The organism is Paenibacillus sediminis (genome assembly GCF_017873765.1).
Taxonomy (GTDB): domain Bacteria; phylum Bacillota; class Bacilli; order Paenibacillales; family Paenibacillaceae; genus Paenibacillus_AG; species Paenibacillus_AG sediminis.
In genome coordinates, this window is the sequence record NZ_JAGGKP010000002.1 from 266,398 (window position 1) to 279,733 (window position 13,336).

Here is a 13,336-nt window from a genome sequence, read left to right on the forward strand (position 1 = left end):
TCTATTTAGCTTACTAATTAACCTACGTGGTGACCTGCATACGCAGCTGCTGATCAGCAAATTCACGGTACAACGAATGATTCCGATACAGCTGTTCATGCGTCCCGCTTCCTGTGACGCGGCCTTTTTCAACGAAGACAATCAGGTCTGCATCGACTACAGTAGACAGACGGTGAGCAATAACAATCGTCGTGCGCCCTTCCATTAAATTAGCCAGCGCCTTCTGCACAACATCTTCCGATTTACTATCTAGATTCGATGTCGCTTCATCCAACATTAAAATTTGCGGATCTCTTAACAATGCTCGAGCAATAGCAATACGCTGGCGCTGCCCGCCAGACAATTTCATGCCCCGCTCGCCGACCTCCGTGTCATAACCTTGAGGCAGTTCACGGATAAAATGATCTGCATAAGCCATTTGAGCCGCCCACTCGAGCTGCTGCTGCGTAATTTCTCGGTCTGAACCATAACAAATATTGTCCCTGATCGTCCCGGCAATGATTGGACTTTCCTGCGATACATAACCGATCTGTCTTCTCCAAGACTGGAGCGAAAATTGACTAATTTCCTTCTCTCCTAAGCGTATCGCTCCTGAGGTCGGCTTATAAAACCGTTCGAGCAAAGAGAAAAAGGTTGTTTTCCCGCCCCCGCTGGGGCCTACAATCGCAGTTACTTTACCCGGTGCAATCGTGAAGCTGACATCACGTAATATCGGTTCGTCCTCTTTATAACCGAAGGATAGATGATCGACGATGATTGGCTTATTGGATGATGTGGCAACGATACCCGTTTCTTGATCTTCTTCTTCGGTTCCCAAAATTTCAATGATACTGTCAGCCGCTCCCATCGCCTTCTGAAACTGAGTGAAAAATTGGCTGATTTGCGTTAACGGCATGACAATTTGAAACAAGTATAGAATGAAGGCAACCAGTTCACCCGCAGACATCGCCCCCGAAGAGACCTGCGCGCCGCCAAATCCAATAATAGCAACGAGCAGCAGCAGAATGACGAAGGATACCATCGGAGAAATAATCGCGAGCAGTTTCCCTTCTCGTAGGCCGAATTCATACAGCTTCCGTATGCCGCTCACGCCCTGATTATATTCCACTTCCTCCGCTCCCGAAGCTTTAACTAACCTCACTTCAGATACGGCACGATTAAGTGTCGATGTAAAATGTGCAGTTTCCTGTTGTATTCCCTTAGACAGTTTAAACATTTTTCTGCCGACCGGTACAAAAATAAGCGCCGCAATCGGAAAAACGATGAACATGAGCAGTGTCATTTTCCAATTCATATAGAGCAATATCGTAATCGATCCAATAATCGATATGATTCCTGTAATAAATCCCGTCAATTGCTCCGTAATAAGTCCTTTGATGACACCTGTATCATTGGTTACTCTGCTTACCGTTTCCCCGGTCTGATGATTATCAAAATAGGGAACCGGAAGTGAAATCATTTTGCGCCATAACCTTTCCCGAATATTCGCGACAATCTGATTTCCACCGCGATTTAATAAATAGACGGACACACCGCCGGAAATGACCTGCAGTATAAATGCGATCGCCATCCCAGCGATCTGCGGGCCGCTTAGCGCATCCATAGAAAATCCATTCACCAGATTTTTAGTGAAAACCGGAATGGTTAAATTGACAAGTGTTGTCGCTAAACTTAATACCAAAGCAATGCCTAGCAGCAGCTTCGGAGGCTCCGATTTACGAATTAGATCGACAAATTGCCTCCAATTTCTTTGCTTCTTCTCTATCTTCATATGGTTCTTCCCTTCACTCTCAAGTTTATGATCTGTTTCTCGATTCCACATCACTCACTTTAACTTTAGAATTTAAACTGAATTTAAATAACGAGAAGTAACGTGAACCCAATTTGAAATGAAAAGGACCTTGGTACCGACCAAGACCCCCTGTGTACAATTGTTATTATTTCTGACTGCAAAAACAGTCCGCTATATGATCATTAACCATGCCTGAAGCCTGCATAAACGCACAGCAAATCGTAGAACCGACAAACTTCATTCCTTTTTTCTTCAGCGCCTTGCTCATCTGGTCGGATATTTCCGTTGTAGCAGGCACCTCACTTAATGTCCGCCAATGATTGATTTTCGGAGTACCGCCCACAAAGCTCCAAATGTATTTTGCAAAGCTTCCCTCTTCTTTCTGAATCTGCAAAAATACTTTGGCATTTTGAATGATAGCCCCAATTTTGAGGCGATTTCTAATAATCCCTTCGTTGTTCATTAGCTCTTCTATTTTGTGCTCGTCATATTTCACAATGAGTTCAGGGTTGAAGCCATTAAAGGCTAAGCGGTAATTTTCTCTTTTCTTCAGGATTGTATACCAGCTTAATCCTGCCTGCATCCCTTCCAGCATAAGCAGCTCGAACAATTTCTGCTCATCATAGAGAGGCTTACCCCATTCCTCATCATGATACGCAATATAAAGCGGGTCTTGATTTACCCAGCCGCATCTTATTTTATCCATAGATAACTTTCCTTTTCCTATTAGTATCTTTTGTAACAGACTATTTCTTATGAGCAACCACAATTTTAGAGAAAGGAAAAGTATAATAAATACTTTGAACTTTCACTTCTGCTGTTTTGTTCCGTAATATTTCGGTGTACTCATTAATCTTCGCAATGTCTGAAATGACCAATACGCCGCCTTTCTTAAGCACCCTCCACATTTGTTCTACAGCTGTCTTCCGCTCTTCAGGCTTCTTTATATTGTGAATGACAAAATTAGAAATGACAGCATCGAACGTTTCATCTTGATAAGGAAGGTCCTGCACATCGCCATCCAGCAGCTCGATCCTCGGAACACCTTCACTGATTCTATTATCTTCAAAGGTCTGCCTTCCATTCCCGCTGAGATCCCACGCCGACCATTTATCGATGGCTGTTACAGCAGCACCTCGCATCGCTGCCGCAATCGCCAGCAGCCCTCGCCCTGTCCCAACATCAAGCACCTTGTCGCCCTGCTTAATCTCTGCTAGATCAATAATAACATGGCGATGGCGTATTTTAATAACGGTTGAGTACAGGAACATCCATACCCCTTCTACAAACATAAACCCGCCGAAAATAACGCCGAGAATACTCTGAGGCAAGCCAAAGCAGCTAATTACTGTTAAAACCAAACCTAAAATCGTTAAAAAGCCAACCCAAAAGGGAGCATCTATTCCATATTTAAGTGTGAATATTCGTCTCATTACTTCTGATCACCCAAGGGCAGAGTCATATATACAAACTCAGATTGAGTTACAAATTGATGGCTTAATAATAAATCTATGAGTTCCTGTTTACTCGATTTAGATAAATGAAAGGCAGTCTTGTTAGGCGCACCGCTATAAACATGCGAGAGAATTGCCAAATAAATGTCTGCCCTATCGTTCCGGTCAGGAGCAACTTCACATTGGAAAAGTGTAATCGCGGTAAGTTCGCCATCTTTATTATATGCGCGCTTGAATAAGGCGTAGCCAACCTCTACCCCATCAGCTAGTAATATGAGTGATTGAGCCGACTTTAACGTTTGCCACTGAGTCTGCCATGGAGTGGATCCGTTGTAAAAGGGCAACGAGTGTACATCAATTGGGGCACCTATTTTATAATCATATAAATCAAGACTAGCTTCACTCGAAAAAGGGACGGACACAGACTCATCTTTACGTACGAGATACATTAGATGATCTACCGTTTTATATCCGCAGCTCTTGTATAGTTTAATCGCCGGCGTATTTTGCAGGAATGCCTCTAACGTAGCGAACGTTACGCCAAGCTCTTTATACACTTTAATACTCTCTTCTAGCAGAGGCTTCCCTAAACCTCGTCCGCGATATTCTGGAGCAATGCCTGTACCTCCGTTCCATGCGATCATTTGCTTATTCATCTCACGAATGCCGTTAAGCGTAAATCCAATAGGGACATCGTCATCGTACATAATAATAGAGGCATCCAGTACAATGTCTTCCGTCGCACATTTGCTTACCATCGAACTGAGCGTCATATTCAAATTGACATAGTAACCCTCAAACCCCTTATTCCATGTATCTACAAGGACATTTAACGGAATTTCACTTGCTCTTTTAAAATGAATCATTATTTCCACTTCCCCGCTATAAAGTAGTCTCCAATTTATTGCTTAACTATAGACTCATTATAATATATGAATGGTATGTATTGGAAATAGTGGAACATTAGATATTGATGAGAGTTTTGTTATATGATGAAAGGGATTGAACGAATTTATTAAATATACAGGGTGGAAGTCAGAAGCCATGGTGAAGAAACAGCAAATTTATTTTATATTATTTTGTGTCATGATCGGATGGGGATTTAATGTCATTGCAACTAAAGTGTTAGTTGCGAACTTTATGCCGGTTACGATGACCGCGCTTCGTATTTTTACAGCCGCCGTATCTGTGTTTGTTATTCTGCTCTTGATGAAGAAAGTCCGGAAGCTGACGAGAAGAGAATTCGTTTATGTGTTGATCGGTGCACTATTTAATGTCGTCGGGCATCACTACTTTCTATCTAACGGACTGGCGCATACTTCTGCTTCCAATGGAGGACTTATTTTAGGAACGGGGCCTATATTAACAACCGTTTTAGCGATTTTATTTCTAGGCGATAAAGTGACATGGCCTCGAATCATTGGCGTTCTTCTTGGCATCAGCGGTGTTGCGTTCATTGTGCTTGAAGGCGGCGGCGGAGTCAGCAGCATTTCGCTGGGCGATGTGTATGTGTTCTTAGCTATTTTGTCGCAAGCGATCAGTTTCATCATCATTAAGAGGGTATCGGGTACACTCGATCCCCGTCTAATGACAGGGTATATGCTCCTCATAGGCTCCGTCATCTTGTTTGTCATTAGTCAAATTATTGAGCCAAACGGACTTGCAAGCATGGCACATGGTTCACCGTTGTTGTGGGCCGCTTTCTTCTCATCTGCTATTATTGCGACAGCCCTTGGACATATGATGTACAACGATGCAGTTGGGAAAATCGGCGCTGCCGAGGCATCCATTTTCATTAATTTAAATCCGTTTTTCGCATTGATTGGGGCAGTTGTTTTTCTAGGGGAAAAGATTGCGGCAACCCAAATGATCGGTTTCATCTTTATTTTATTCGGTGTGTTGTTAGGTTCAGGTGCTTTTGAAGATTTATTACGTACGAAACGAAAAAAAGAAATAAGTGCTAAAATATAAGTTGCGGCGGCTAAATTGGCATATTTAAGCAGTGGACTGCAGATAATACAGCTGTTATTAACGAACAAGGAGGCTACTGCAATGAATAAACAACGTGCTCAAGAAATTGCTGCTTCACCTGTGATGGCTAACGTTACATATAATGGGGTTCAAGTGTACATCCAGCATGTGGATGACAATAATGAAATGGCTAGAGTCTATCCCCTCGGCCAGCCGGAGAAGGAACAAGATGTACCGCTGAACACCTTAGAAGAACATTAATTGGAGCCGGCCATCCGCCGCGTCGCGGTTAGGTTCGCAGGATGTTGAGAATGAGGCAGTAATTCGTTAATGGAGATGGAGGATAAGGACGTGGAACGAACAGTATTGGGCAGTTCTGGAATAGAAGTAAGCCGCATTGGTCTAGGTACTTGGGCGATGGGCGGCTGGATGTGGGGCGGAACCGATGAAGGGCAATCGATTCGAACGATCCTGCACGCCCTTGACGAAGGCATCAATCTTCTGGATACAGCACCTGCATACGGAGCTGGCCGTTCTGAGGAAATTGTAGGCGAGGCGATTAGACAATATGGAAAACGCGATCAGGTTGTCATTGCTACTAAAGTCGGATTGGAATTGCTAGAGGGAGGCGGCGTACGACGTAACGCAACCAAAGAGCAAATTAACAAAGAAATTGATGATTCACTCCGCCGTCTAAAGACGGATTATATCGATTTATATATGGTGCATTGGCCAGATCCGCTCGTTCCAATCTCAGAAACGGCTGAAGCGATGCATGCGCTGTACAAAACAGGCAAAATAAGAGCAATCGGGGTGAGCAACTTCTCCCCTGAGCAAATGAAAGAGTGGCTGGAGGCTGCTCCGCTGCACTCCAATGAACCTCCTTACAATCTGTTCGAGCGAGAGATTGAGCAGGATGTACTTCCGTTCTGCCGTGAAAATAATATTGCAACATTGCTCTACGGCAGCTTGTGCCGCGGCCTGCTTACCGGCAAAATGACGCTGAACACAGAATTCAAGGGCGATGATCTGCGCAACAACGATCCAAAATTCCAGCAGCCTCGTTATGAGCAATACCTGCTCGCTGTCGAGAAGCTAACTGAAATAGCTAGCGGCTATAATAAGACCATTACAGAGTTTGCAGTACGCTGGGTTCTTGATCAGCCCGGAGCTTCTGTTGCCTTATGGGGCGCACGCAATCCTGAACAATTGTCTCCTGTTCGCGGCGTAAGCGGCTGGAAGATTACCGCGGAAGACATGAACCGTGTCGATGCCATTCTTAAGGAGACGATTACCGATCCAGTAGGTCCGGAATTTATGGCTCCTCCTGCTCGGAACTAAACGAATAAAAGGATAGAGCGATCAGATCGACAATCCGATGCTCTATCCTTTTTTATTATGCTTAAATTTCACACCATAAGAAGAATCTGGGCATATGCTGTTGTCATAATGATTCATGGAAAGGAATGAGCAAAGACAATGGCTGGTTCAAATAACGTAACGGGAAAAATGGCCCACGGTTCTCCAAATTTCCTCTCATCCGGTGCACCTAATCTGATGTTTGAAGTGAAGTCAAACACGCTCTACCGCAGAGATGAGAAAAATGTTGCTTATGAGGTCACATCCACTCAATTACCCGCTATGCAGGGCGTTGCACTCGCTGATCTTTTCCTGACAAAAAATCATATCCGGGAACCTCACTGGCATCCGAATGCCGGCGAGCTCGACTATATCATTTCGGGGGAAGTCATCGTCGCCGTGTTTGATCCTTTCTCCCTCCAATTATTAACGTACTCTGCTAAACCTGGGCAAGTGGTGTTTATTCCTATGGGTTGGTGGCACTGGATTACGGCCGTTTCAGATGAAGCTCACCTGATCGTTATATTTAACAACTCACTTCCTGAGTCTATTGAAGGCAGCGATGTGCTCAGATTTACACCAACACATGTTTTTCAGCTTGCATACAGTGTCAATCCTCAACAAATGAAGCAAGCATTGTCTCCAATACAACAATCTGTAGTGATTGGCCCTGTAAAGCCTGATCATAGCAAAACAGCGGAGAACAAGAATAGCTTGGACACGCTGAAAGTAACTGCGCAAATTGGATCAGCTACCTTTCGTAAGGGGTGAGTGTCGACCTTAAGAGGGGGGATGAAACTGATAACGTGCTAAATCCACTCGGTGATATAAATTAAGCTCTATCCCTTCACCCTGCAGATACAACTCCTGCAGCGAACTCGATTCATCGTCTGCAATCGCAATTTCGCCCTTTGCATTAATCACTCGATGCCATGGAAGCTTATATTTATCGCTCATCGAATGAAGAATTCTAACGACCTGTCTTGCTCCTCTAGGGCTGCCAGCTAGTTTAGCTATTTGTCCATAGGTCATCACTTTGCCCTCCGGGATTGACCTTATGATCTCGATTACTTTCGCCGTAAATGGTGTCATCCTCTTTCCCCTATCTGACTATGGTTATTTGGTTGTTTTCTATTTTGATTATACATATTGTCGTTGACCCGCTGCGGGTCTTTTTTTATTTTTCATGATTGACAATGTTTTGCGTTATGCATATACTTAAACAAGTGTTTAAAACATTTGTTTAAAACAAGTGTTTGAGAATAGAAAACAGAGGGAGAGAAACCTATGAAACAAGCATTAAAGCAATTTTTCAAACGCCCTACAACCATTGTCGGTATTGTAACGGCATTAATGTTTCAAATCATTTTCAGTGTGATTTGGATGACGGCCTATGACGGCGTGACCAGCAATACGAAACAGCTAACAATCGCGGTTGTGAATGAGGACCACGGTATGGGGGCGCAAATTTTGGACGGACTGAAGCAAAATCTTCCATTCAAAGTTACTCCTGTGACATCTTTACAAGAAGCACAGAAACAGCTAAATGACAGGGATGTTCAAATGGTGCTGCAGCTGCCTTCTAATTTTTCGGCACAGCTCCAAACTCCAGGTGGGAAAGCTCAAATTCATTATTATATTAATGAATCAAATCCTGCTCTCATTAAAAGTATGATGTCCAGTGTCGCAGCAAATGTGACGGCTACAGTTAATAAACAAGCCATTGCACAAGGTGCAGCTGCCGTGCTGGCGCAAGCGAAAGTTCCTGCAGTGCAGGCAGACGGAATTGCCAAAGGGCTGTCCGAACGCGTAACGTCTGTTTTTGACTATTCTAATAAAGTGGATGGCATGAACAATCAGATGGTACCGATGATGTTAGTTTTAGCTTCCTTTGTTGGCGCTATGATTATGGGAATGAACATGGAACAATCGTCCCTAGCGCTCAGTCACAGCGTTAACCGCTGGCAGCGGTTTGCAGCTCGTAGTGTTATTAACGTTGTAGCCGCAGTCGTTGTCGCATTAGTGGGAGCTTCCTTAGTCATGGCCTTTGGAGGACAGTCGAAAGACGGATTTATTTCTATTTGGTTATTCCAAAGTCTGTTCCTATTAGTCTTTATGTTTGTTGCTCAGTTCTTCTTGCTTTTGTTTGGCATGGCAGGTATGCTTTTTAATATTATTATGCTTTCCCTGCAACTGGTCTCTTCTGGAGCCATGGTTCCAAGGGAGCTGTTGCCTAGCTTTTATCATCATCTCAGCGATTATTTGCCAGCCACTTATGCTGTTCGCGGCAGTATGAATTTGTTGTTCGGAGGACCTAGCGTCGGTTCGAGCATCACGGCCTTGCTGTGGATATTACTCGTGTCGTTGGCTTTAGGGCTTGCGGCTGTTGCGATTCGTAAAGATAAGGTTTCCGTTCACGCAGTCCGCGAAGATGCCAGCACAAATGTCGCTTAAGGAGCAGATTATATGCCTACTGAGGAATCGGATATAAAGTACAGAATATTGTTTGCAGCGAAGAAGCTGTTCGCCAAGCAAGGATTTGACGCTACGACAGTAAGGCAAATTTGTGAGGAGGCGGGCGCGAATGTCGCTCTCGTATCCTATCATTTTGGCGGAAAAAACAATGTGTTTAGCGCAATTTTCGAGATGTTTTTCCCAGGAATACTCATGTCAGAATGGGACAAATACCGGAATAAACCGGTAGAAGGAATACGCGAACTGCTTAAGAACGTCATCTATTTTCGTATGAGCGATCCTGAAATGGTTGCGATCTTTCAGAGAGAAATTTCATCTTCCTCACCGCGAGTGGAAACGATTCAGCGCTATCTTCATCCCATTTGGCGTATGCTGCGCAGTTTTCTAGAAGAAGGCAGAAATCAGGGATTATTTCGGTTTAACTCTTTAGACAACACGCTGTTGTTCATACTCGGAACGGTCGTGTTCTACCGGAATAATTCGTTTCTGGATCCACTGCTTTCAGATCCTTTCCCAAGCTTCGATCAGTTGTATGAGGATACATGTCAATTTATATTCGGTGGACTCGGTTACACGCATCAAAATTAAGTCAGCAACATCAAAAGGCACCCCTGAGGAGTGCCTTTTTTGTAATAATATCTTATTTACAGTGCATTTATTTCAATCTCAAAACCTAAATCTTCAATGATTTGATGATCGGCCGTCACTTCTTGGCCTTCAGTCGTTAAATAATCACCTACAAAGAGTGAGTTCGCTGCGTAGAGCGACTGTGGTCTCGCCCATGCCGATAATGACGCCAGAACATGGGGACATACCGTGTGCTTTTACTTTTTCCACTGTTTCAACGCGCTGGTCATATGTATGGGTTGTCGTAATCGAAGGGTAGTTTGCTTTGCTCGTATTCAAATTGTGGTTATACCGGTGAACCCCTGCTTCACGAAGCCGCTCCGCTTGATCGTCCTTCAGATCTAACAGACCGAGGTGCCCCTGTAAAGGAAACCGGATGCAATCAGTCTTTACCGAGCATTCGGCTCGGAATTTATATATTTTAAATAGATCTCTGATATAATGATCATAAGTTAAGAAAAGGAGATGAATATGAGATGGTTGAAAAGACGCGCTTAGGTAGAACCGATCTAATGGTAAATAAAATTGGGCTAGGCACCAATGCTGTAGGCGGACATAATATTTATCCAAATCTTAACGAGGAAACAGGTAAAAACGTCGTACGCACCGCTTTAGATCATGGAATCAACTTCTTGGACACGGCGTTCATTTATGGTCCAGAACGTTCGGAGCAATTAATTGGTGAAGTGATTAAAGAGAAAGGAAACCGTGCTGACGTTGTCATTGCCACCAAGGGCGCACATAAATTTGTAGATGGCAAAATCGTTCTAGACAACTCACCCGCTTTCTTAAAAGAATCGGTAGAGGGCAGCTTGAAACGGCTTCAAACCGATTATATCGACCTATTCTACATACACTTTCCAGATGAACATACTCCAAAGGATGAAGCGGTTGGCGCATTGCAGCGACTAAAAGAAGAAGGAAAAATTAGAGCGATCGGTGTATCGAACTTTTCCATTCAGCAATTGCAAGAAGCCAATAAAGACGGCTACGTCGATGTTCTGCAATCCGAATACAACTTATTTAAACGCGGAGTAGAGCAAGATATACTGCCATACACTAAGGAACACGGCATCTCATTTGTCCCTTACTATCCGCTTGCTGCTGGATTACTTGGCGGTAAATACAATAAAGATGTGAAATTTGAGGATGGGCGAGCTAGAAACCCATTATTCCAAGGTGAAGCCTTTATCCGTAACCTGGAGAAGGTTGAGCAAGTCCGCGAAATCGCAGGCGCCAAAGGCGCGGAAGTTGCGCATGTCGTGCTCGCTTGGTACTTAACTCGTGATTCCATCGATGCATTAATTCCTGGTGCGAAGAAACCCGAGCAAGTGCTTAACAACCTTAAAACTTTAGAAGTGCAATTAACTGCTGAGGAAATTGAGAAGATCGACCAAATCTTCAGATAACTTTTCAGAGCATGACGTTTACTTTTGCCCATAGATTTGTTAAGATGCTAAAAACATTTCTGAAAAGGATGTGCATACATGATGGAGCATTCAAATCAATCCTTAAAGCGTAAAGAAGCGCCGTTTCGGGCCGATCAAGTGGGAAGTTTATTAAGAACCGACCGAATCAAAGAGGCTCGTCTGCAAAAGGCGGCTGGTGAAATCACAGCGGAACAGTTGCGACTGATCGAAAATGAAGAAATCAAGAGAATCGTAGACAAGCAAAAAGAGATTGGCCTTGAGGCCGTAACAGACGGCGAATTCCGTAGAGCTTGGTGGCACTTCGATTTTCTGGAGCACCTTGATGGTGTGGAAGGCTATGATACCGAAAGCGGCATCCAATTCCACCAGACCCAAACTAAATCTCATGCTGTCAAAGTAACCGGCAAGCTGAATTTCACGAATCACCCGATGCTCGAGGATTACAAGTTCCTTCACAGCATCGCTGGCTCGCATACTGCAAAAATGACGATTCCAAGCCCTAGTATGCTGCACTTCCGAGGAGAAATCGAGAAAAGTGCATATAGCGATCAAGATGAATTTTTCCATGATCTAGCGCTTACTTACAAAAAAGCGATTCAAGCTTTCTATGATGCCGGCTGCCGATACCTGCAGCTTGATGATACATCATGGGCTTATCTGTGCTCAGACGAGCAGAAAGAGCAAATTCGCGCACGCGGACTGAATCCAGACGAACTAAGTGCCTTGTATGCAAGAACGATTAACGAAGCCACCTCTGGCCGTCCGAATGACATGAAAATTACGATGCACATTTGCCGAGGCAACTTCCGTTCGACGTGGATTTCCTCAGGCGGATATGAGCCGGTAGCAGAAACGCTCTTTGACGGACTGAACATTGACGGTTTCTTCCTAGAGTATGACAGCGATCGAGCTGGCGGTTTTGAACCGCTTCGTTTTGTGAAACGTCCAGATTTGCAAATTGTGCTTGGCCTCATTACGTCCAAATTCGGAGAATTGGAAAATCCCGATGATATTAAACGTCGCATTGACGAAGCATCCCGTTACGTAGACTTGAATCAGCTCTGCCTAAGCCCGCAGTGCGGCTTTGCCTCCACAGAAGAAGGAAATCTTCTGACGGAAGAACAACAGTGGGCGAAACTTAGACATGTCGTAGAAATGGCTCAAGACGTCTGGAAATAAGGAAAAGACATATCGTTCTTGCATTAGCAGGAGTGATATGTCTTTTTTTATAAAAGTCAGCTTAGTTTAGCAATTGTGACACCAGTTTCTGCATTTTATTTTTTCTATTTCTTTGCCAGCCTTTTTGGGGAATAAATAACAATTAATCCAATAAGCCCTTTTCCTTTAAAAAGTCATGTGCAACGGTTTCTTCTTTTAATCCTTCCGAATCGACCTTTGCATTGAGTTCCTGCATATCCGCTTCTGTAATTACACCCTCTAATTTTTGAAGGGCAGTTTTAATTTCTGGATATTTGGTTAAGACATCCTCTCTAACGAGTGAGCCAGCATCGTATGGAGGGAAGGAGGCCTTGTCGTCTTTAAGGATAACGAGGTTATTGATTTTGATCTGTCCATCCGTGGAAAAAGCATCGATCACATCCACTTTTTTGTCAGTCAAAGAGCGGTACATGATACCGTGATCCATCCCTATAACATCTTTGAAATTCATGCCGTAATCTTTCTGAAGTCCTAGATAGCCATCCGGTCTGTCCTTGAACTCAAATTCACAGCCCAATGATAAATCTTTAGATACTTTAACCAAATCGCTAAAGGTTTTCAATTGGTATTTGTCCGCCGTTTCCTTAGAAACAGCAAGAGTATAGGTGTTATTGAAGCCGAACTTATTTACAAACTCAAGCTTGTCGCGTTTAAGCAGCTCTTTCGTTTTATTCAAGGTCTCTTCTGAAGTTCCTGTTTTCTCTTGGTAATAGTTGGACGTAATGGTGCCCGTATAGTCTGGGTACATCTGAATATCGTTATTCAATAACGCCTTCCATGCGACATTGGAGCCGCCTAAATTCACCTTACGCACTACTTTGAGGTCTGTATCGTGTTCAATCACATCAGCCATCATATGCGCTAAAATAATATTTTCCGTAAAATTTTTAGAGCCGATCGTTATCGTTCCTTTGCTACCTTCTTTACTGCTGCCGCACCCCGTAAGCAAGACGAACAATACCGCTGCCAAAGTCATCGCAATCCATTTTTTCATCGCCGTTTTACCTCTC

General features: G+C 43.8%; 14 protein-coding genes and 1 pseudogene. 8 read left to right on the forward strand and 7 right to left on the reverse strand.

Annotated features, from left to right (window positions below; genetic code table 11):
• Positions 1-22 precede the first annotated feature (22 nt).
• The 4 genes from J2Z20_RS08345 to J2Z20_RS08360 all read right to left on the reverse strand — a co-directional run bounded on the left by J2Z20_RS08345 (position 23) and on the right by J2Z20_RS08360 (position 4,112).
• On the reverse strand, positions 23-1,771 hold the full coding sequence (locus tag J2Z20_RS08345; protein ID WP_209848027.1) for an ABC transporter ATP-binding protein: 1,749 nt from the start codon (positions 1,769-1,771) through the stop codon (positions 23-25).
• 166 nt (positions 1,772-1,937) lie between these two features.
• Positions 1,938-2,498, reverse strand: coding sequence for a DNA-3-methyladenine glycosylase I (locus J2Z20_RS08350; RefSeq protein WP_209848030.1), 561 nt, complete (start codon positions 2,496-2,498; stop codon positions 1,938-1,940).
• Between the two features lie 40 nt (positions 2,499-2,538).
• Positions 2,539-3,225, reverse strand: coding sequence for a class I SAM-dependent methyltransferase (locus J2Z20_RS08355; protein ID WP_209848033.1), 687 nt, complete (start codon positions 3,223-3,225; stop codon positions 2,539-2,541).
• Positions 3,225-4,112: a GNAT family N-acetyltransferase gene (locus tag J2Z20_RS08360; protein ID WP_209848037.1), complete on the reverse strand. Its 888-nt coding sequence runs from the start codon at positions 4,110-4,112 to the stop codon at positions 3,225-3,227. Before J2Z20_RS08360 ends, J2Z20_RS08355 begins: the two co-directional genes overlap by 1 nt.
• A gap of 178 nt (positions 4,113-4,290) precedes the next feature.
• Between J2Z20_RS08360 and J2Z20_RS08365 the strand changes: the two genes are divergently transcribed.
• The 4 genes from J2Z20_RS08365 (at position 4,291) to J2Z20_RS08380 (ending at position 7,347) form a co-directional block, all read left to right on the forward strand.
• Complete coding sequence (locus J2Z20_RS08365) at positions 4,291-5,217, forward strand: DMT family transporter (RefSeq protein ID WP_209848249.1); 927 nt, start codon at positions 4,291-4,293, stop codon at positions 5,215-5,217.
• Positions 5,218-5,298: 81 nt separating this feature from the next.
• Positions 5,299-5,478: a small acid-soluble spore protein H gene (locus J2Z20_RS08370; protein WP_209848040.1), complete on the forward strand. Its 180-nt coding sequence runs from the start codon at positions 5,299-5,301 to the stop codon at positions 5,476-5,478.
• A 90-nt stretch (positions 5,479-5,568) separates the two neighbouring features.
• Complete coding sequence (locus tag J2Z20_RS08375; RefSeq protein WP_209848041.1) at positions 5,569-6,558, forward strand: aldo/keto reductase; 990 nt, start codon at positions 5,569-5,571, stop codon at positions 6,556-6,558.
• A gap of 138 nt (positions 6,559-6,696) precedes the next feature.
• Positions 6,697-7,347, forward strand: coding sequence for a cupin domain-containing protein (locus tag J2Z20_RS08380; protein ID WP_245252114.1), 651 nt, complete (start codon positions 6,697-6,699; stop codon positions 7,345-7,347).
• Between the two features lie 9 nt (positions 7,348-7,356).
• On the opposite strand, the gene J2Z20_RS08385 is transcribed toward J2Z20_RS08380, so the two are convergent.
• A complete protein-coding gene (locus J2Z20_RS08385; protein ID WP_209848043.1) occupies positions 7,357-7,668 on the reverse strand; it encodes an MGMT family protein in 312 nt (103 codons plus the stop codon).
• Positions 7,669-7,863: 195 nt separating this feature from the next.
• Between J2Z20_RS08385 and J2Z20_RS08390 the strand changes: the two genes are divergently transcribed.
• Together J2Z20_RS08390 and J2Z20_RS08395 are read left to right on the forward strand one after the other, a co-directional pair.
• Positions 7,864-9,030 (forward strand): YhgE/Pip domain-containing protein, encoded by a 1,167-nt coding sequence (locus tag J2Z20_RS08390; protein WP_209848044.1) that lies wholly within the window; start codon positions 7,864-7,866, stop codon positions 9,028-9,030.
• Positions 9,031-9,042: 12 nt separating this feature from the next.
• Positions 9,043-9,639, forward strand: a complete 597-nt coding sequence (locus J2Z20_RS08395; protein ID WP_209848046.1) for a TetR/AcrR family transcriptional regulator — start codon at positions 9,043-9,045, stop codon at positions 9,637-9,639.
• A gap of 56 nt (positions 9,640-9,695) precedes the next feature.
• On the opposite strand, the pseudogene J2Z20_RS18240 reads toward J2Z20_RS08395, so the two are convergent.
• Positions 9,696-10,017 (reverse strand): annotated as a pseudogene (locus J2Z20_RS18240) (radical SAM protein); the annotation flags it as partial.
• A gap of 137 nt (positions 10,018-10,154) precedes the next feature.
• Here J2Z20_RS18240 and J2Z20_RS08405 point away from each other — a divergent pair.
• Both J2Z20_RS08405 and J2Z20_RS08410 read left to right on the forward strand, forming a co-directional pair.
• The gene (locus J2Z20_RS08405) at positions 10,155-11,087 is read left to right on the forward strand and encodes an aldo/keto reductase (protein ID WP_209848048.1); all 933 of its coding nucleotides are present in this window, start codon (positions 10,155-10,157) and stop codon (positions 11,085-11,087) included.
• Between the two features lie 78 nt (positions 11,088-11,165).
• A complete protein-coding gene (locus J2Z20_RS08410; protein WP_209848050.1) occupies positions 11,166-12,287 on the forward strand; it encodes a 5-methyltetrahydropteroyltriglutamate--homocysteine S-methyltransferase in 1,122 nt (373 codons plus the stop codon).
• A 142-nt stretch (positions 12,288-12,429) separates the two neighbouring features.
• Here the strand turns inward: J2Z20_RS08410 and J2Z20_RS08415 are convergent, their stop codons facing one another.
• A complete protein-coding gene (locus J2Z20_RS08415) occupies positions 12,430-13,320 on the reverse strand; it encodes a glycine betaine ABC transporter substrate-binding protein (protein WP_209848052.1) in 891 nt (296 codons plus the stop codon).
• Positions 13,321-13,336 lie beyond the last annotated feature (16 nt).

Excerpts from the sequence above, each read along its gene's own strand:
- J2Z20_RS08405 (WP_209848048.1), top strand. The coding sequence starts at position 10,155 with ATGGTTGAAAAGACGCGCTTAGGTAGAACCGATCTAATGGTAAATAAA.
- J2Z20_RS08410 (WP_209848050.1), top strand. The coding sequence starts at position 11,166 with ATGATGGAGCATTCAAATCAATCCTTAAAGCGTAAAGAAGCGCCGTTT.
- J2Z20_RS08360 (WP_209848037.1), bottom strand. The coding sequence starts at position 4,112 with ATGATTCATTTTAAAAGAGCAAGTGAAATTCCGTTAAATGTCCTTGTA.
- J2Z20_RS08415 (WP_209848052.1), bottom strand. The coding sequence starts at position 13,320 with ATGAAAAAATGGATTGCGATGACTTTGGCAGCGGTATTGTTCGTCTTG.
- J2Z20_RS08370 (WP_209848040.1), top strand. The coding sequence starts at position 5,299 with ATGAATAAACAACGTGCTCAAGAAATTGCTGCTTCACCTGTGATGGCT.
- J2Z20_RS08365 (WP_209848249.1), top strand. The coding sequence starts at position 4,291 with ATGGTGAAGAAACAGCAAATTTATTTTATATTATTTTGTGTCATGATC.
- J2Z20_RS08380 (WP_245252114.1), top strand. The coding sequence starts at position 6,697 with ATGGCTGGTTCAAATAACGTAACGGGAAAAATGGCCCACGGTTCTCCA.
- J2Z20_RS08345 (WP_209848027.1), bottom strand. The coding sequence starts at position 1,771 with ATGAAGATAGAGAAGAAGCAAAGAAATTGGAGGCAATTTGTCGATCTA.
- J2Z20_RS08385 (WP_209848043.1), bottom strand. The coding sequence starts at position 7,668 with ATGACACCATTTACGGCGAAAGTAATCGAGATCATAAGGTCAATCCCG.
- J2Z20_RS08355 (WP_209848033.1), bottom strand. The coding sequence starts at position 3,225 with ATGAGACGAATATTCACACTTAAATATGGAATAGATGCTCCCTTTTGG.
- J2Z20_RS08350 (WP_209848030.1), bottom strand. The coding sequence starts at position 2,498 with ATGGATAAAATAAGATGCGGCTGGGTAAATCAAGACCCGCTTTATATT.
- J2Z20_RS08390 (WP_209848044.1), top strand. The coding sequence starts at position 7,864 with ATGAAACAAGCATTAAAGCAATTTTTCAAACGCCCTACAACCATTGTC.
- J2Z20_RS08395 (WP_209848046.1), top strand. The coding sequence starts at position 9,043 with ATGCCTACTGAGGAATCGGATATAAAGTACAGAATATTGTTTGCAGCG.